At 72.9% G+C, this 18,721-nt stretch carries 13 protein-coding genes and 1 pseudogene; 9 read left to right on the forward strand and 5 right to left on the reverse strand.

What is annotated here, in order from left to right; translation table 11 throughout:
- Positions 1–324: 324 nt before the first annotated feature.
- A pseudogene (locus K7C98_RS45575) lies at positions 325–645 on the reverse strand (hypothetical protein); the annotation flags it as partial.
- A gap of 213 nt (positions 646–858) precedes the next feature.
- Between K7C98_RS45575 and K7C98_RS45580 the strand changes: the two are divergent.
- Complete coding sequence (locus tag K7C98_RS45580) at positions 859–1,545, forward strand: DUF3179 domain-containing (seleno)protein (RefSeq protein WP_224197619.1); 687 nt, start codon at positions 859–861, stop codon at positions 1,543–1,545.
- Positions 1,546–1,766: 221 nt separating this feature from the next.
- Here K7C98_RS45580 and K7C98_RS42180 read toward each other — a convergent pair whose 3' ends face one another.
- From K7C98_RS42180 to K7C98_RS42190, 3 genes are all read right to left on the reverse strand, one after another.
- Positions 1,767–2,207, reverse strand: a complete 441-nt coding sequence (locus tag K7C98_RS42180) for a hypothetical protein (RefSeq protein WP_224197620.1) — start codon at positions 2,205–2,207, stop codon at positions 1,767–1,769.
- Between the two features lie 1,363 nt (positions 2,208–3,570).
- Positions 3,571–4,722: an STAS domain-containing protein gene (locus K7C98_RS42185; RefSeq protein WP_224197621.1), complete on the reverse strand. Its 1,152-nt coding sequence runs from the start codon at positions 4,720–4,722 to the stop codon at positions 3,571–3,573.
- 377 nt (positions 4,723–5,099) lie between these two features.
- Positions 5,100–6,002 carry a class I SAM-dependent methyltransferase gene (locus tag K7C98_RS42190; RefSeq protein WP_224197622.1) on the reverse strand — a complete coding sequence of 301 codons (903 nt, stop codon included), beginning with the start codon at positions 6,000–6,002 and terminating at the stop codon, positions 5,100–5,102.
- Between the two features lie 702 nt (positions 6,003–6,704).
- On the opposite strand from K7C98_RS42190, the gene K7C98_RS42195 reads away from it, so the two are divergent.
- The 7 genes from K7C98_RS42195 to K7C98_RS42225 all read left to right on the forward strand — a co-directional run bounded on the left by K7C98_RS42195 (position 6,705) and on the right by K7C98_RS42225 (position 16,451).
- Complete coding sequence (locus K7C98_RS42195) at positions 6,705–7,820, forward strand: FIST signal transduction protein (RefSeq protein ID WP_224197623.1); 1,116 nt, start codon at positions 6,705–6,707, stop codon at positions 7,818–7,820.
- Positions 7,820–8,836, forward strand: coding sequence for an STAS domain-containing protein (locus K7C98_RS42200; RefSeq protein ID WP_224197624.1), 1,017 nt, complete (start codon positions 7,820–7,822; stop codon positions 8,834–8,836). Before K7C98_RS42195 ends, K7C98_RS42200 begins: the two co-directional genes overlap by 1 nt.
- A gap of 89 nt (positions 8,837–8,925) precedes the next feature.
- The gene (locus K7C98_RS42205) at positions 8,926–9,573 is read left to right on the forward strand and encodes an RNA polymerase sigma factor (protein ID WP_224197625.1); all 648 of its coding nucleotides are present in this window, start codon (positions 8,926–8,928) and stop codon (positions 9,571–9,573) included.
- A gap of 75 nt (positions 9,574–9,648) precedes the next feature.
- Positions 9,649–13,080: a WD40 repeat domain-containing serine/threonine protein kinase gene (locus K7C98_RS42210; protein ID WP_224197626.1), complete on the forward strand. Its 3,432-nt coding sequence runs from the start codon at positions 9,649–9,651 to the stop codon at positions 13,078–13,080.
- 247 nt (positions 13,081–13,327) lie between these two features.
- Entirely contained in the window at positions 13,328–14,725 is a 1,398-nt protein-coding gene (locus K7C98_RS42215) for a DUF2403 domain-containing lipoprotein (RefSeq protein WP_224197627.1), read from the forward strand.
- A gap of 5 nt (positions 14,726–14,730) precedes the next feature.
- The gene (locus K7C98_RS42220; protein WP_224197628.1) at positions 14,731–15,702 is read left to right on the forward strand and encodes a glycoside hydrolase family protein; all 972 of its coding nucleotides are present in this window, start codon (positions 14,731–14,733) and stop codon (positions 15,700–15,702) included.
- A gap of 233 nt (positions 15,703–15,935) precedes the next feature.
- Positions 15,936–16,451 carry a hypothetical protein gene (locus K7C98_RS42225; protein ID WP_224197629.1) on the forward strand — a complete coding sequence of 172 codons (516 nt, stop codon included), beginning with the start codon at positions 15,936–15,938 and terminating at the stop codon, positions 16,449–16,451.
- Positions 16,452–16,679: 228 nt separating this feature from the next.
- Here K7C98_RS42225 and K7C98_RS42230 read toward each other — a convergent pair whose 3' ends face one another.
- Positions 16,680–17,186, reverse strand: a complete 507-nt coding sequence (locus K7C98_RS42230) for a hypothetical protein (protein ID WP_224197630.1) — start codon at positions 17,184–17,186, stop codon at positions 16,680–16,682.
- Between the two features lie 478 nt (positions 17,187–17,664).
- Here K7C98_RS42230 and K7C98_RS42235 point away from each other — a divergent pair, with 478 nt between their 5' ends.
- Entirely contained in the window at positions 17,665–18,702 is a 1,038-nt protein-coding gene (locus K7C98_RS42235; RefSeq protein ID WP_224197631.1) for a hypothetical protein, read from the forward strand.
- The last annotated feature ends 19 nt before the right edge of the window (positions 18,703–18,721 follow it).

Here is an 18,721-nt window from a genome sequence, read left to right on the forward strand (position 1 = left end):
TCGTCCCGCTCCGGGCGCCAGAGACACAGCAAGCCGTCGCTCGCGCCGGACGCGAGGAACGTGCGAGCGAACGACAGCGCGCGGACAGGAGCTCGATGGGCGCGCAAGAGCACCGGCGTTCGCCCGGCGGGTCCATCGCCGCGGAGGTCCCACACCGCGACCTCCACACCTCCGCCGGTGGGAGGGGACCTGAACCCGATGACCCTGTTCCTTGGCGCAGTTGTTCACGGTGGCGGCGGCAACGCCCTGGCGTTCTCGCTTGAACCGAGCGATGGCCCGGTCGTCCACGGCGTCGAGCCGAGTCGCGCCGAGGATGGGGAGGATGTGCTTCTTGAGGGCGAAGTGCTTGTTCTCAAGGGTTGCGGGCCGCTGGCGTTCGGCGGTGCAGAGCTCCAGCCACTCCTTGGCGAACTCGGCGACGGTGGGCATGTCCGTCTCAGGCTTCCGCTTCGCCTTGGGGCCCTGGCGGAGGACCTCCTGCAGCCTGTGTATGCCGACCTGACGAGCGGCGGCCTCGGTGGTCGCGCCACGGGCCTTGCGACGCTCGCGGTACGGGGTTCCGTCCGGGAGCTCGATCCGGAAGTCGTACTGCCAGTAGGTGCGACCAGCGCTGGTCGCGCGCGCGCTCACGTTAATGTTCCACATCGAAACTCCTCCATCGTACGTGAAGGCCTCGTGCGACGGCGCCCAGCGCGGAATTTGTGTGCCCAAATTTGCCAAAACTGGCCGAGATCCGAGGGGGTCGGCGGGTACTGCGGGGGGCGGCCCTCGGGCCTCGATGATGAGCAATTTCGCAAATTTAGGCCCACGCGAGGCGCTGCCTGGGGCGGCGTTTTGGGTGGGCTCCACACCGGTCTGGTGTGGAAGCGGACAATCCAGGGCAAGAGGCTGACGTTCCACCTCGCGGGGATCCACAACCAGAACTTCCTCATGCGCGACGAGGAGACGGGGAGCTTCTGGCAGCAAGTCAGCGGCGAGTGCATCGCCGGGCCGATGCGCGGGGCGAGGCTCGAGCAGCTTCATAACGACGAGTTGACGGTCGCGCGCTTCATGGAGGAGTCGCCGGGCGGCAAGGTGCTACTCGGCGAACCTGGTCATGCGGACAGCTACGAGCGCGACTGGGAGCCCGGCATCGACAAGCTGCCGACGGTCGTCGACACCAGCGACTCGCCGTTGCCGCCGCGGGCGCTCGTCGCAGGGATCGCGGTTGGCGGGCAGGCAAGGGCGTACGAAGCGAGCCGGCTGGCGGCGGAGCCGGTGATCCTCGACGAGCTCGGCGAGGTGCCCGTGGTGGTGTGGTCGGGCGGCGGGCGGATGCTGCGAGCGTTCGACCGACGCATCGACGGCAGGGCGCTGCTGCTCGCGCCGGCCGACGCAGCGCATCTGCGCGACGCGGAGAGCGGGAGCCTGTGGGACTTCCGCGGCTGCGCGGTCGAAGGGCCTCAGGCGACCGCGAAGTCGTGCATGATGCCGGTAACTGTCCTTTGGGACTATTGGTTCGATTGGAGAGCGTACAAGCCAGCGACCGATATCTACGGGCGATGAGTACCGCCGGGCACGATCGAGGGCGACACGCCCGGGGCGTCCGCGGTTCAGGCGGAGCAGGCTGTGCTCCATCAGCTTCGCCATCTACGTCGGCTGCGGCCGCAGATGGGGTGCCGGTGTAGGCGAACGCGACATCGATCTACGCCGCGAGCAGCAGATGCGCTCGGCCGGCGTATGGGAGGACCGATGGTTGGAACGAGCGAGTTCGCCTCGATCGCATATTACGGCGCGGACAGCGTGAGCGCGATGGAGCCCTCGTGGCCGCCGCAGCCGGCCTCGGCCTCGGCCGTCGCGCTCGCCTGCGGCTCGTCGTCGTCGTTCTGGAAGTCGCTGTCCTCGAGCACGTTGGGGCCGATCGGGCCGCAGGTGCGGCCGGTGACCGGCTCGATCCACGCGGTGACCTGCGTCTCCATGACGGTGCCGTCGCCGACGTCGCGGGTGGTGTAGTCGCCGGCCTCGCCGCACAGTACGGCGACTTCGCGGAGCGTCGGCGGGGCGACGGGATCCACGGTATAACGCACGAGCAGCAGGCCCTGGTTCGCGACGCTGTAGTTCGCCGCGATGTCCGAGGGGACGGTGATCGTGGTGTCGAGGTCGTAGCCGGAGTCGCACGCGAAGGCGAGCGCGAACACGGTGATGAGGTGGCAAAGCGAGGGCGCCATGGCCGGAGTGTCGCACGCGCCTCTCCCGGGCTCGCGCGCGCGTGTCGTGACGTGACGCCAGGTCGCGGCGCCACGCGGCCCCCTCCAGCCCGCGCGGCCGGCGTCGGTCGCGTCCTCGAAGGAGTCGACGCTGTCGCCCGAGGCGAGGAGCGTGCCGGTGATCGAGGCGAGTCCCTCGCGCTCTACGAGCCACGAGCGGTAACACGAACCTCCTGTCTCCCTGACGGTGAGGCTGCTCAGGCCCGCGCATCATCCCGACGGCGGCGAATTCGAGGGAGACCAGGTCGAGCTCGCCGGCGGGCCCGCGCGGACCTCGGTCGCGGGGCTCGTCGTCCGCTTCGTCGATCATGGCCCGTCCCAGGCGCGCGGCGATGGGTTATCCTGGCCACGCTCGCTCGAAGGACCGGACCATGAATCGTCGGAGCCGCTGGCTTTATCTCATGAGTGTGTGGACATTCTCGGCAGGTTGCGGCGACGACGCGGGTCCGCTGCTGCCCACCAGCGCGACCGGCTCGCCCGACACGGGCGGGGGGCCGACGACCGCGACGACCGCGAGTTCGACCGCGAGTTCGACCGCGAGTTCGACCGAGACGACCGGCGAATTGACCGTGACGGGCCCCTTGGCCCCGCCGCGCGACCTCGGGGTCCGAACCCTCCGCGAGGAGCACGCCGATGTGAATGGCGCTCGCCTTGTGCGTGCCTTCCGGAGACAGGAACTCGACGCTGCGGCCGACCTCGAGCCGGATCGAGACGTCGACGTCCCGTGCCAGCGCCTCGAGGGCGCGTCGGGCCGCCGCGTCGCCGCGGTGCCCCGAGAACGCGGCCAGGGAGAGCGGCCACGCCACGGCGCGACGGACGTCGACCACCGGGTCTCGCGCGAGCTCGCAGAGCACGCCGGACGGAGCCTCGAGATTCCGCGCGACCGCGGCGCGCACGGCGGGGGACGGATCGCCCAGCAGCTGCGCCCACGTCGACTCGACATCGAGCACGTCGCCCCAGTCGTCGATCAGGGCGACTCGAGCCCGCGGGTCGGGATGAGCGAGCACCGCCGCGAGCGCCACCTCGTCGCTCGTGTCGATGTCCGCGAGCTCGTCGGTCAGCGCCGGATCGGGCGGGAGCACGAAGGCATCTGCGCGACGCGGAGAGCGGGAGCCTGTGGGACTTCCGCGGGTGCGCGGTCGAGGGGCCGCACGCGAGCTTGAAGGTCTGTATGCCGGCCGTTCCTGTCCTTTGGGACTACTGGTTCGACTGGCGGGCGTATAACCCGGGTACGGATAATGAGGGGCGATGAGCTTTTGCCGCGGCTCTCGTGCGCGGCAGCGGCGGACATTCAAGGTATGTCCGTCAGGACATGTCCTCACGGTCACACCGCGTGCAGGGCGTCCTCGAGGGTCTGGAAGCAGGGCGCGTCGCCGAGGTCGAGGCCGGCGGAGAGGATCGCGTGCACGAGTCGGGGGTGGATCCCGCTGAGGACCGGGGCCACGCCCTGGAGGCGGAGCACGCGGAGGAGCCGGAGCAGGCCGTCGGCCGCGCTGTCGTCGATGTCGGCGGCGCCGGTGAGGTCGAGCACGACGCGAGACACGCGCTCGGCGACGGTGCGCTCGAGCAGCGCGGCGAGGGCGACCTGGATCCGCTCGCGGTCGAGCTTGCCGATCAGCGGGAGCGCGAGCACGCCGTCTCCGACGCGGATCACCGGCGCGGCGAGGTTGCGCAGCTCCTCGGCCTGGGCGGTCAAGAGCTCGCGGCTGCGCTCGAGCTCCTCGACGTGGGCGCGGCGGTCGGCGATGTCGCGCTGGGTGACGAGCACGCCAGGTTGGCCGGTGACGGGATCGAGGACGGCGCGGGCCTCGGTGTCGTACCAACAATCGCCGGCGGTGGTTCGGACGAGCGCGTCGGCGCGGTAGACCGAGTCGGCGGCGACGCAGGCGCGGATCTCGGCGACCTGCGCCGGGTCGACGAAGCCGGCGAGCAGCTGATCGCGCGCCTCACCGGCGGCGACGGGGTCACCCAGCGCCCGGATCGCCGCCGGGTTGCGCAGCAGCGCCTCGCCGGTCGCGGCGTAGTAGGACACGAGCTCGCCGATGTGGCGCAGCGCCTCGTAGCCGCGGCGCTCGGCCGGGTGGACCTCGTCGGCGCCGAGCGGGCGGGCCTCGACGAGCATCGCCAGCCGACCGGGCTCGCCGCGGTGTTCGGCGATGAGGATCCCCGACGCGCGGCACTCGGCGACGACCGGGGCGGTCCCGTCGGGGTAGAAGGTCCAGCGCTCGGTCGAGACCTCGCCGCGCGCGAACAAGCGGCGCAGGTTCTCCATGCGCGTGATCGTGGCCGCCGAGGGCGGGTTCTTCGCGTTGCGCCCGATCCACTCCGCGAGCGACGACGCGTTCCACAGCGCCAGCCCGGCCCGGTTGCACCACCACCTCGCGGCCTGCGGGAGGTCGACGATCCACGCCGGCGTGCGCAGCCGGTCGAGGACGAACAAGTCGTCGGGAGTGCAGGGCGTCGTGTCGAGGTCCATGCGCGGGGCGCAAGCTGGCATATCCTCACCGAATTGCCGAGGTCTTAAGATGCGTAGTCGGCGGGTGCCGCGCTACGGGTTTACATGAGCGCGAGTGCGGTCAGGGCCGCATGGGGTGACTGAGGCCCCAGCGCGCCATGGGTCTCCGCGCAGCACCGTGCGCAGCAGCAGCCGCGCCTGGCGGCCGCGGAGCGCCCGCCCCACGCGGAGTCCGGGAGCGGACGCGCGGCCGACGGAGCGCAGAGCCGCGCGAAGGTCCGTGTGCCGGCGGCACCTGTCCTTCGGGGCAACTGGCGCGATTGGTTGGCGTACGACCATGGTGTCGTCATTGACGAGCACGCGTGAGACCGGCCCAGGCGGATATCGACCTGCGATGCTCAGGCGCGCTCGAGCAGCGCGAGGTGCTCGTAGGGCAGCAGCGGCTCGTCGCGCAGGCCGAGGGGCGCGAGCAGGCGGTCGCGCAGGGCCGCGGCGTCGGGCCGATCGAGCACGCGATAGCCGGCGCCGGCGGCGAAGGCGGGCAGCTTCGCGGGCGCGACGCCCCAGCGCAGCGGTTCGCCGACCAGCCGCAGGGCCAGCCGGATCGGCCAGTCGAGCGCGCCGATGTGCGGGTTGTCGTCGGCGTCGCCGTCCATCAGCGAGCAGGCCAGGCGGCTGCCGGGGCCGGTCGTGGCGTGCACGGCGGCGAAGAAGCGGGCGACGCCGGCGGCGTCGAGGTACATCAGCAGGCCCTCGGCGACGACGACGCTGCGCGCGTCGGGACGCCACGGGGCCTCGCGCAGGATGTCGGCCAGCTCGCGGCTGGCGAGGTCGGCGGCGCGGACGTGCAGGTTGTCGCGCGCGAGGCCGGCGGCCTGCAGACCGGCGCGCTTGGGTTCGGCGGTGGCGGGGGCGTCGATCTCGACGCAGGTGACGTGCGGGTGGCGGCGGGCGACGAGGGCGGCGAGCGGGTCGAAGCCGGCGCCGACGACCAGCAGCTGGGTCGCGCCGGCGGCGATCGCCGACTCGACGGAATCGGCCATCCAGCGCTTGCGCACGCCGAACCACAACAGCTGGCCGCGGCCGAGCATGCCCTCGATGAATCGATACATTCTAAAGGTGGCGGGCCTCCGCATCATGTCGATGTGGCGCGGGCGCACGGCCCCCGAGGCCCGCAGGAGGCCCTCGACGGCGGCCGCGGCGTCGACCGGCAGTAGTCCTGCGAATCGCGGCACCGCGTCGATGAGGAGCATGAATCGCGCGATCTTCAAGGCGGTGCGACTGGGACGTGGGCTGGCCATGGGTGCGGCAGCCTAGCAGGCGCGGCGGGGGCTGCCACCTCGCGGGTGCCGTGGGCCGCCGCGGGCGGGAGCCAGGGGCCTACCAAGCGGGCTGGTGGGTGATCGGCGGGCGGAATGGGCGGCTCGGGGACGAATCATGGCAGAGGGATCTGCGACGGGCGGAGCGCGGCGCAATCATCACAGGGCGTTCAGGCGCGGAGGGCCGCTCGTAACGAATCATCACACGAGGATCGCCGGCGCATCGAGGAACGGCTGAGCTCGCTCGGGGACGAATCATCGTGCTGGGGTCGTGAGGCCTCAGTCTGGGCGAGCGGACAGATCGGCGGTGAATCATCGCACCGTGAACACGAGGCCGACTGCACATGCCGACGAGCGCAGTTCGGCAAGGTCGAGGCCCGCGTCGGCGCGGGCGCGAATTCGTCGGTACGGCGCGGCAGGCGCCGGAAATGGACTGCTGCCTGCGATTCGGACGAGGCGACGGGCACCGCCGAGGACGACGATTCGTGGGGCTCTCTGGACGCGGTGGTACGAGGTCGACGCGACTCGTGCGAGACGTGCGTACACCGAAGTTTCCTGCGCCGGGGGCGTTGCCCGGCGGCCGCGGCAGTGTGGTTCTGTAGTAACGTCGGCGCCATGCGCGTGGCGACTGCTCACAGCACCGAACGAGATACCTCGCAAGCGGCCCGAGATGCATACGCGAGCGTGGTGGCGGCGCTGGGCGGGGCGCCGGATTGGTTGTTCGTGCAATCGACGGTGGCGCACCCGGGCGAGGCGCTGCAGCGGGCGCTGTCGGAGCTCGGGCCGCGGGCGGTGCACGGCAGCAGCTCGTGCGCGGTGGTGATGACCGACGCGGGGCTGCACGGGGGGCTGGCGCTGTTCGGGGTCCGCGATCCGGGGGGCGCCTACGGCGTGGGGTCGGCGGCGCTGGGGGAGGACCCGCGGGAGGCGGCCGGCCGCGCGGTGCTGGCGGCGATGGAGGCGGCGGGGCGGCCCGGCGAGGTGCCGATGCTGGTGTGGATGACGGCGGCGCCGGGGCACGAGGAGGCGTGCATCGCCGGGATCGAGGCGATCCTCGGGCCGGACGTGCCGGTGGTCGGCGGCAGCGCGGCGGACGACACGATCGCGGGGCAATGGTATCAGCTGACCCGCACCGAGGCGCACGCGGCCGCGGTGGTGGTGAGCGCGCTGTATCCGTCGGGGCGCGTGGCGTCGTCGTTCCAGAGCGGATACACGCCGACGGCGATCGGCGGGCGGGTGACGCGGGCGCACGAACGGACGATCCTCGAGATCGACGGGGCGCCGGCGGCGACGGTGTACGATCGATGGACCGGCGGCGCGATCGCAGGGGCGCTCGGCGGCGGCAATGTGCTGGCCGATTCGACGCTGTTCCCGCTGGGCCGGCGCGTCGGCGGGATCGGCGAGGTGGCGTATTATCGCCTCGCCCACCCGGCGGTGGTCGCCAAGGACGGGGCGCTCGAGCTGTTCGCCCGCTTCGAGGCCGGCGACGAATTGGTGCTGATGCAGGGGACCTTCGAGGCCCTGGTGACGCGCGCGGGGCGGGTCGCGGCCGACGCCCTCGAGCTGGCCGGCGTGGGCCCGCAGGAGGTCGCCGGCGCGCTGGTGGTGCTGTGCGCGGGGTGCATGCTGGCGGTGCGAGAACGCCTCGAGGAGGTCGCGGCCGGGGTGCAGGCGGTGCTCGGCGCGACGCCGTTCGTCGGCTGCCTGACGTTCGGCGAACAGGGGTGCTTCGCCGGCGGCGAGAACCGCCACGCGAATCTCATGATCTCCGTCACGCTGCTGGTCCGTTCACGGGAGTGATGTTGTCGAACGCCGACGAACTGCTGCGCGAGACGGTCGCGCACCTCGAGCAGACGCTGCACCGCGAACGTGAGTCGCGCCGCGAGGCCGAGGGAATGCTGGCAGGCGTGGGCGCGGCCGCGACGGCGCGGTCGCTGGCGGACGCCGAATCGGCGCTGCTCGCCGCGCTGGCGCCGGTGTTCGGCTACGAGGCCGGCGCTGTGCTGTCGCCGGACACGGCCGGGTACCGCGCGACGACGACGACGACGGCGGCGCTGGCCGAGGTCGAGCTGGCGGTCGGGAAGCTGCTGCAACGGGTCGAGCAGGGCGAGGTGGTCGCGGTCTTCGACGTGGCGCGGGTGCCCGACCTGGAGGGCCTGGCGCGGGCGCCGGAGGTCTGTGCGGCGCTGATGCTGCCGCTGCGGACGAGCCGCGGGGCGACGATCCTGCTCGGGGTCCACGCGCGCGCGGCGGCCTTCTCGCCGCGGCTGGTGGCGCTGGCGCGCCATTTCCAGCGAATGGTGGTACCGGTGCTCGAGAGCCTGGTGACGCGGGAGCGCGAGCACCTCGGCAACGTGGCGGCCGCGCGAGCCGCCGCGCTCGAGCAGAGCAACACGGTGCTGCAACAACGCGTCGAGGAGATCGAGCGCCAGCGGGTGCAGATCCTCCGGCTGTCGGCGCCGGTGCTGCAGGTGTGGCGCGACGTGCTGACGGTGCCGATCACCGGGGCGCTCGAGGAGCAGCAGATCGCGCACGTGTGCGAGAAGCTGCTCGAGGCGATCTGCGAGACGCGCGCGCGCGTGGCGATCCTCGACATGACGGGGCTCGAGTCGATCGAGGTGACGGCCGCGGAGCGGCTGCACGGGGTGTTCCACGCGGTGCGCCTGCTCGGGGTGCATTGCTTCGTCAGCGGGGTGCAGCCGGGGGTGGCCGACGCGCTCGTGTCGCACGGAGCGGCGCCTCGCGTGGCGACCTTCGCCACGGTGGCCGACGCGCTGGCGGCTGCGATCCGCACCTGCGGGCAGCGCCGGGCGTAGCGACCGCGCGGACCCGGGGGTGGCGCGCCACGGCGGACGAGCGCGGCGGGCCGTTCGCGTCGCGGCGGTGGCGACGCTACACTTCGGGCGTGGACGAACGAGCGCTCCTCGAGGCATGGCGCGACGGCGACGTCGCGGCGGGGCGCCAGCTCATCACCCGCTACTACGCGGCGATCTACCGCTTCTTCTACAGCAAGGTCGTTCCGCTGGCCTGCGAAGACCTGGCCCAGGAGACATTCGAGGTGGTGGTCCGCCGGCGCGACGCGTTCCGCGGCGACAGCCCGTTCCGCGCCTATGTCTACGGGATCGCCCGGTTCGTCCTGGTGGCGTACATCCGCAAGCGGCAGCGCCACGGCAAGCGCTTCGAGCCGGCCGAGGACAGCGCGATCGATCCGGCGACCGAGGGCTCGGTGTCGGCGCTGTTCGCCGACCGCGAGCTCGAGTACATCGTGGTCCAGGCGCTGCGATCGCTGCCCCTCGACGAGCAGATCCTCGTCGAGCTCAAGGACTGGGAGGGGCTGACGCAGGCGGAGCTGGCGGCGCTGTTCGAGGTGCCGCAGCCGACGGTGGCGCGCCGCCTGCAACGCGCGCGCGCCCGCCTGCGGGAGGAAGTGGCGCGCCTCGTGGCCGATCCGGCGCTGCGCGACGCGAGCGTGCAGGGGCTCGACAGCTGCATGCAGAGCATCTCCGGCAAGCTGCAGGCGCACCTCGGCCGGGTGCGCGAGCCCGAGCGGTGACGCCGATCGGGCGAGACGCGGGCGACGGGGATCAGAAATACTGGCTGCGGACACGTCACCGGCGAGGACTTCGCCATGCCCGCACCCCACCTGGCCCCGCCCACCGACATCGTCCGCCGTGCCCGCGACCGCCTGCTCGCCCGCGTGCCCGCGCTCGCCGGCGAGACCGCCACGATCGACGAGGAGGACGGCGAGGACGGCGGGCCGGCGGAGGTCGCGGCCAGGCCCCGCGTGCCCGACGAGCGGCGCTACGTGTTCCGCGAGCCGATGGCGTCCGGGGGGATCGGGGTCATCCGCCGCGCGGAGGACCGGCGCCTCGGGCGGGTGATCGCGGTCAAGGAGCTGCTGCGCGACAGCCCGGACGCGCAGCGGCGGTTCGCGCTCGAGGCGGCGATCACGGCCCGCCTGCAGCACCCGGGCATCGTGCCGCTCTACGACCTCGGCTGGCGCGACACGGGCGAGCCGTTCTACTGCATGAAGCTGGTCGACGGCGAGAGCCTCGACGCGAAGATCCAGCGGGCGCAGACGCTGCCGCAGCGGTTGCGCCTGGTCGAGCACGTGATCGCGGTCGCCGACGCGATCGCGTACGCGCACGCCCAGAAGGTGCTGCACCGCGACCTCAAGCCGGCCAACGTGCTGGTCGGCCGCTTCGGCGAGACGGTGGTGATCGACTGGGGCCTGGCCAAGGACCTGGCCCGGGGCGACGCGGATGAGATGTCCGATGAGACATGCTCCAAGGAGCATGGCGTATCGGACATGACGCAGGCGGGCACGGTGCTGGGGACGCTGCGCTACATGCCGCCCGAGCAGGCGGTGGGCGAGGCGGTCGACGTGCGCTCCGACGTCTACGCGCTCGGGGCGATCCTCTACCACGTGCTCGCCGGGCAGCCGCCATTCGCGGCGGCGACGGGGACGAACCTGGCGGCGCAGGTGCTGGCGGGCGGGTTCACCGAGCTGCGGCGGATCGACCCGGCGATCCCGGCCGAGCTGGCGACGATCAGCCAGCGAGCGATGGCCCGCGCGCCGAAGGACCGCTACGCGGACGCGGGCGCGTTCGCGGAAGACCTGCGGCGCTTCCAGGCCGGGCGGATGGTCGCGGCGCACGCGTACTCGCTGGCGGAGCGGGCGCGCCTGTGGGCCCGGACGCATCGCGCGGCGGTGGTCGCGTCGGGGCTGGCGATCACGGCCGCGGCGGTGTTCACCTGGCAGGCGATCGAGCAGGCGCGGGTGCGGGCGGCCGAGCGCGCGCGCACGGAGGAGGCCGAGCGCGAGGCGAGCGTGCAGGCGGAGAAGGCGGCGCGGAGCGCCTTCGAGCGGCAGGCGATCGTCGACGCGCAGCGGCTCGACGCGTCGATCGTGCGCGCGCAGGTGTTGACGGAGGAGGGCGATCGGATCGCGGAGGCGCAGGCGATCGCGCGGGCCGCCACCACCGAGGCGCTGCGCACCGGCGGGCCGGTCGCGGCGGCGACCCGCGCGCTGGCGGCGACGCTGACGGCGCCGCGGATCGTGGCGACCGTCGGCGAGACCGACGGCGACTACGTGGACGCGGCCCACTGGCTGGCCGACGGCGCCGTCATCGCGACCCACGACAGGCGCGAGCGGCTGCGGCTGTGGGACGCGGCGAGCGGGCAGCGGATCGCCGAGGTCGAGCGGGCGTTCGGGCTCGCGGTCGATCCTGCCGGGGGCACGTTGCTCACGGTGGGTCCCGAGGGGCTCGTGCGCCGCGACGTCCGCACCGGGGCGGTGACGGCGGCGCTGGGCGACGAGGGGCGGTGGATCGCGCTGTCGCCCGACGGGCAAAGGGTCGCCGTGGGCGTCGACGGCGGGGTCCACGTGCGCGACGCGAACACCGGCGCGCTGGTGGCGAGGTTGCCCGGCGAGGCGCAGGTGGCCGCGTTCTCGCGCGACCACTCGCGCGTGATCACCGGCGGCAACGGCTACGCGTGGTTGTGGTCGCTGCCGGGCGGCGAGCTGCTCGGCGATCTTCGCACGGCGATGTTCGGCTACACGGCGGTGGCGATCAGCGACGACGGCACCCGCGTGGCGGTCGGCGGCAACGACCAGGACGTGTACATGTGGGATCTGCGGGGCAAACGGCCGCGGCTGACCAAGCGCGCGGCCGGACCGGGGCACGCGGCGGAGCGGCTGATGTTCTCGCCCGACGGCACGCGGCTGGTCTCGGCGATCATGAACGGCTCGTGGTTCGTGTGGGACACCGCGGATGGGCGGCTGATCCGCCGCGTCGACGGCGAGGCCGGGGCGTTCACCGCCGCCGATCTGTCGCGCGACGGGCGTTGGCTGGCGGTCGGCGCGACGGATGGGACGGTGCGCGTGTGGGAGGTCGCGAGCGGGGCGTTGCGGGCGACGCTGCGGGCCGAGCACGGCGAGGTGATGTGGGTGCTGTTCTCGCCGGACGGGCGCCGGATCCTCAGCGGCACCGCCGCGGGGCCGACGTCGGTGTGGGAATTGCCGATCGGCGTCCCTCCGCGCTGGCGCGCGGCCGGCTCGCCGTCGGCGATGGATATCGATGTCGCGAGCGATCGACTGGTGGTCGCCGAGGCGGGCGGCGTGACGGTGCATCGAATCGTCGACGGCGCGGCGATCGCCGGGCTGCGGCCGGACGGGTCGACGTATGCGCAGGTCGAGCTGTCGGGGCAGGGGACCCTGTTCACGGCCACCGACGAGGGGTTCGCCCAGCTGTGGGAGGCCGACAGCGGGGCGCTCCGCTGCAACCTGCCGAGCCGCGTCGCGCTCGACCAGCGGCCGGTGTTCGTCGTCGACAGCCCGGCGCTCGTGACCGTGGACGGCGACGGCGCGGTGCAGCTGTGGTCGACCCGCGATTGCCGCGGGGTACACACATTGCACGGTCCGCGGATGCCCTACGGCGATGTCCGCGGGACGCCCGACGGGCACGTCGTGGTGCCCGCCGGGCTCGAGCGGCTGGCGCGGATCGACCCGTGGTCGCCCGGGTACGCGGTGCTGTTCAGCGGCATGAAGAGCCCGATCTTGCGGTTCGCGTTCGCCGGCGACGGCTCGCAGGTGTTCGCCCACGGGTGGCGCGGCGACGCGACGTCGTGGGACGCGCGGACCGGCGAGACGCTGGCCGAGCTGACCGGCAATTCGGCGATGATCCTGTCGGCCACGTTCTCGCCCGACGACGATACGATCTTGACCCTCGACAACGGCCATTCGGCGCGGCTGTGGTCCGCCGCCGATCTGTCGCCGGTGCTGCGACTGGAGGGGCGACGCAACTGGGCCGCCGCGCCCGTGCCGGTGTTCTCGCCCGACGGCGCGCGCGTGCTGGCGGCCGACCTCGACGGCGAGGTCGGGCTGTGGGACGCCCGCGACGGCGCCTTCGTCGGCGCGCTGGCGCGGCTCCACGGCGGCGCACCGGCGGCGCTGGCGTTCAGCGCCGATGGGGCCGACGCGATCGTGGTCGGGGCGCCGCTCGGGGCGGCGCGGCTGCCCGCGACGCCGGGGGGCATCCTCGCGGCGAGCGAGCGATGAACGCGGTCGCGGCGACTGTTGTCATTGCCTCGCCGGACACTCGCGGCAATGCGCGGTCGCGCCTCGTGGAGCCCCTGTCGGGCGCCGGCTCATGTCGCCGCGACGCCGGCCCTCGGCAAGCGGGGATGAGGACGCGCCGCACCCCTACGCGCTGCATTCGGGCGCTCGGTCGATTGTGAAGACGCGCCAGGTGCTTTCCTCGCCGGCGTGGTTGCGGTAGGGTGAGCCTCCGTTCGGGAGGTCGAGGATGCGGCGGAGATGGTCATTTCGCGCTGTGGTCGCGCTGGCGTGGTTCGCCGCGTGCGCGGGCTCCGGCCCCGGCTCGTCCACCGACGGCGCCGCGACGGCCGGCGCCAGCGAGGGGCCGACGGGGCAGGAGCCGACGGGGCAGGAGCCGACGGGGCCGGGGCCGACGACCGACGACGATCCCCCCGGACCGACGAGCAGCGTCGATCCGACGGGTGGTGCCGACCCCACCGGCGAGAACCCGACCACCGGGTCGGACACCGCCAATGACCCGACCGGCGGTGGTGGGCTGGGTCCGGCAGAGTTCGATCCCGACGAGCTCGACGCGCCCTCGCACGGCGGCACGATCACGTTTCAGGAGATCGGCGCACCCGGCTGGTACCCCAGTCGGCGCGATCCTGCGGTCGGCCCGTGCGACGCGTACGAGGCCGACGGCTGCTGTCTGGCCCAGCACGAGGTGACGGGCGACCAGTTGACGCCGTGGGACGAGGACCTGATCTTGACGCTGCGCGGGCCGCTGCAGCTCAAGCAATTCGCGGCGTATCAACCGGCGAGCGGCGACCCGGGGCAATGGTCGCTGGTGTCGGGCTGGGACGAGCGCTGGCCGGCGGAGGGGCAGGGGCTGGCGTTCAAGGGCAACGACACCGAGTCGGAGGGGTTCCTCGGGATTGTCGGCACCGAATGTCTGGTCAATGTCTCGACCGCGACGCCGTTCGCGTGCGGCGACGGCAGCTCGCCGTTCTGCCCGGCGGGGGACGACGCAGAGTATCACGGGTGGGCCGGGTCGAAGCTGTTCGTATTGCTGGCGCGGATGCCCGACGCCGAGGAGGTCGGCGAGCCGTGCTCCGACGACGCCGACGGCAACTGGTACAACGCGCCTTGGATCGGCCTCAGCCTCGGCGAGCTGGTGCGCGCGGGGGCGTTCTCGAATTGCCAGTGCTACGCGAAGAACCCGGACGAGTGGTACCTCGGCGACGGCTGCGGGCAGTTCAACGTGTTCGAGGTCGTCAACGACAACAATCAGTACCAGAACTTCGGCGTGTTCAGCACCAACTTCTTCGGCTACGCCGGCTACGTCGGCGAGGGGCCGTGCGGCGATCAATGCGACGTCTCGCAGCTCCAGCCGGAGGTCGACCTCATCGACAAGGGCGAGAACGTCGAGGCCGCGCAGGGGGCGATCGCCACGCCGGACGGCGGGCCGGGGGCGGCGTTCCGCCGGCCGTTCGCGGGCTATCGCTACTTCATCATCCTGCTGGACACGAGCGCCCGCACGGTGCAACTCGCCGTCGTGCACCCCGACCAGGTCCCGGCCGCGCTCGCGCCGCTGCTGCCGGGCTTGCCGGGGTCGATCGCGCAAGCCACCGTCGAGGGCGCGCTGGGGCTGCGTCTGCCAAAGTGAACACCATGCGATTGTCGTATCTTCATTGTTTTTGGTCGATCGCGGCGGTGGTCGGCTGCTCGCCGGAGCCCGGCAGCGGCGAGACCGAGACGGGCGCCGCCACGGCGACGGACAGCGGTGACGCGGACGGCTCCGCGACGACGCCGACGACGTCGGGCGGCGTGGACGCGACGGACACGGCGCCCGGCACGGACAGCGAGGCGGGGACGGCCACCGATTCGGGGGACCCGCCGGCGTCGTCGTGCAAGCGCGGCGTCGCGTACGGCTATCATTCCGCGGCGGACCTGAGCGCGCTCGCGCCGGCGGTGTCGTGGTGGTACAACTGGACGGTCCCGCCCGACGAGGGGGTGCGCGACTCGTATCAGGAGATCGGGGTCGAGTTCGTGCCGATGTTGTGGGGCGCGGCCTCGCTCGAGCAGATGCAGGAGATCCCGGCCGGCGCGCGCTATCTGCTGGCCTTCAACGAGCCGAATTTCGGCAGCCAGGCCAACCTGACGCCGCAAGAGGCGGCCGCGTTGTGGCCGCAGGTCGAGGCGGTGGCCGATGCGCACGGGCTCGAGATCGTGTCGCCGGCGCTGAACTACTGCGGCGGGTCGTGCAACAAGACGAACCCGTTCGAGTGGTTCGACGAGTTCTTCGCGGCCTGCCAGGGCTGCCGGGTCGACCACCTGGCGGTCCACTGGTACGCGTGCCACCGCGACGCGCTGTCGGGCTACATCGAGCAGATGAAGCAATACGAGCGGCCGATCTGGCTGACCGAGTTCTCCTGCCTCGACGCGATGGACGTGTCGGTGCCGGTGCAGCTGGCGTACATGGAGGAGGCGCTCGATTACCTCGAGAACGAGCCGGCGGTGTTCCGCTACTCGTGGTTCGCCGGCCGCTTCGACCCGCAGCCGGCCATCGACCTGCTCGGCGCGTCGGGCGAACTGACGGAGCTGGGCCAGGCCTACGTGAGCGCGCCGGCGAATTGCCCCTGAGCGCGCATCAGGAGTTCGTGCGCGCGGCGAGCGGTCGTGCGCCCGCGCGCGACACGACCCCTCTTCGGCTGGTGGTCCGGACCTACTATCGTTACGACGGCGCGGGGCGCCCGTCCTCCATCTTGCGGACGACGAATCGCTGGAGCTCATCGTCCGCCACGGGTCGCCCCGACCAGCGCAGGCCTCGGGTCGACGAGCTCCTCGAGGTCACGAGGGATGCGGACCTGGTGCGCATGCATCACCGCGCAGACGGCGAGACCACGGAGTACACCTACGGCTTCTTCGACGGGGCGCTCGCCAGCGCCGTCGTGACCGCCGGCGCTGGCCCTGCGACGTGGCGCTACGGCCACGACGACGAGGGCCGACTGGCGAGCGTCGAGGTGCCGGTCGAAGTCTGCGTCCCCGGTTCGCCGTGCCACGCCAGCCGGTGCCGATTCACCTACGAACGGGGCGGACGCCTGAGGACGTACGTGTGCGACGCCGGCCACCCGGGAAGATTCGAGCACGACCAGGCGGGGCGCCTCGTCTCGGCGACGCGCGGCGTCGAGAATTCCTACCACTACGACGATCAGGGTCGTCTCGTCGCCATCGAACGCTCGTCGGAGCCGGGAGCCATGGAGCGGCTCACTTACCAGGGCCGCTGTCCGGCCTCACTCGTGCGGAGGTTCGCGTCCGGCGTCGATCCGATGGCACTCGTCGACGAGCCTCCGCGCCCCGAGCTGTGGCCCGACGAGATGCCGGTGCGGTGACGCCACGCGATGAAGCGCCGGATCGTCGAGCTCCGCATCCGTTGGCCGAGGCCGACCGGACGCACGCCGTCGCCGCGTCGTGACCCGCGGTTCGCTGCGCGGCGACGAATTGCATGATGCCATCGTCGATCGGTCCGAGGCGCTGGCGATCGATGATGAGGATTGCTGGTTCATCCATCCGCAGGTCGACCTGGCGCGATTGCCCGTCTGGGCGCTGGCGCCGAGGCGTCATCCTGGCCTGGCGTCGAGGGTCGTGGCGAGGTGCTCCCATTCGTGCGGCTGGAGGCCGTAGTGCGGCGCGGGGGAGGTCTTGCGGCCCTCCGCCCGGGCGCCGCCGGAGAGGCAGACGATGCGCACCTCGGCGCCGTCGGGGAAGCGCAGGCTCAGCAGGGGCAGCCAGAAGCGGCCGCTGGCGGAGCGGGACCGCGACTGGAACACGTATTGACCGACGCTGGCGCGGAGCTCGGCGACGGGGGCGCGCCGGGCCGCGAGGGCGAGCGCGCCGTCGGTCACGGCGATCCTCGGACCGCGCCGCCAGGCGAAGCCGAGGTAGAGCAGGCCGACGACGAACACGACGGCGGAGACCGACACGAGCGCCTCGGCGGCGGCCGGGGCGGCGCTCTCGAGCGCCAGGGCCAGCATCACGATCAGGATCGCGGCCAGGAACGGACCGCAGGTGAGACGAATGGTGTCCCAGGTCGAGCGGTGGGGGATGAGCCGGGCCTCGAAGCTCATGCAGCGAGGATATCAGTTCGCAGGGCGGCAGCGACGCCGGACGGAGGCGAGGACGCGTGGCGTGCGCGGACATGAGCCGGGCCTCGAGGTTCACGCCGCGATGTCTCCGTTCACGCGGCGACGGGCGATGACCGTGTCGCCGAGAGGCCGCAGCACCGCGCTCGGTGCCGGCATTGCGACGAGGGGGACACGACGGGGCGCGCGGGGGTCTTCGCATCGCGGCTATGTTCAATCCGATCTTCAGGGAGTCTGAATATCAGCACCGGCGGGCGACTGCTGCTGCTGTGCTCGGTGCGGCGGCGGGGAGCGCGAGGCTGTCGCATGTCCTTCGGGTCATCGCTCGAGGACTCGAAGAACATGTCGGATGGGTCATGTTCAGGCGTGGCCGATCGCGGTCGGCGGCGCCCCGCGGACGGCGGCGTCGGTCCACGGTCCGGCGCTCGCCGGGCGGCCGGCGCGTGGTATCCTCGGGCCCACGATGCTCGCGCGCTTCGCCTTCGCGCCGTTGCTCGGCGCGGTGCAGGTGCCCGCGCCGCCGGAGGTAGCGATCGAGTGGGCGGCGCCGAAGGAGTGCCCGGACCGCGAGGCGGTGCTCACGGCGATCGCGCGGCGGCTGGGGCGGCCGCTGACGGCCGAGGAGGCCGAGGTCGAGGCGCGGGTGGTCCGCGACGGGGGACGAGGGTTCACGCTGCGGCTGCGGCTGAGCGCCGGCGAGCGCGGCGAGACGCGCGAGGTGAGCGACCCGTCGTGCGCGGCCCTGGCCGATGTGGTCGCGGTGCTGGTCGCCGCGGCCGTCGAGCCGGCCGCGGGGGTGCCCGAGCCCGCGCCGGCCGAGGCGGTCGCGCCCGCGCCCGAGCCGGTCCCCACCGAGGCGGCCGCGCCTGCGGTCGCGCCCGAGCCGGAGCCGTCCGAGCCGCTGGCGGAGCCGATCGCGCCGATCGAGCCGATCGCTCCGCCGAGTGAGCCTGTCCCTCCGCGCAGGTCCAAAGGGCCAGGTGGCTTCGTGCGCGCGCACGGGGGCGGCGAGATCGGGGCGGTGCCGCGGGTCACGGGGGCGGTGGGGCTCGCAGGCGGGCTGCTGTGGCCGCGCTGGCGGCTCGAACTGCAGGGGCTGTACGTGGTGCCGCAGGAGCGGGAGGTGCCGCACGTGGCGACGACGGTGCGGGTCGCGCTGGCCGCGGGGGCGGTGCACGGGTGCGCGCGGCTGGGCCGGGGCGCGCTCGAGGTGCCGGTGTGCGTGGGGCTCGAGGCGGGGGCGATGCGCGGGGAGGCGCGCGGCCCGCCGTCGGGCCGGGCGGCCTTCCAGGGCTGGCTGGGCGGGGTGCTCGGGGCCGGGGTCGTGTGGCACGCGGGGCCGCGTCTGGGCGTGTGGGGGGCGGTGCAGATGGCGCTGACGCCGGTGCGCCCGCGCTTCGAGCTCAGCAACGCGACGAGCTCGGAGGAGCTGTGGCTGCCGGGTCCGGTGTCCGGCCGGCTGCTGCTCGGGGTCGAAATTCGTCTTCGCGATCCCTGGTGACGGATCGGCGAGAAGGCGG

The organism is Nannocystis pusilla, assembly GCF_020073745.1.
GTDB lineage: Bacteria > Myxococcota_A > Polyangia > Nannocystales > Nannocystaceae > Nannocystis > Nannocystis radixulma.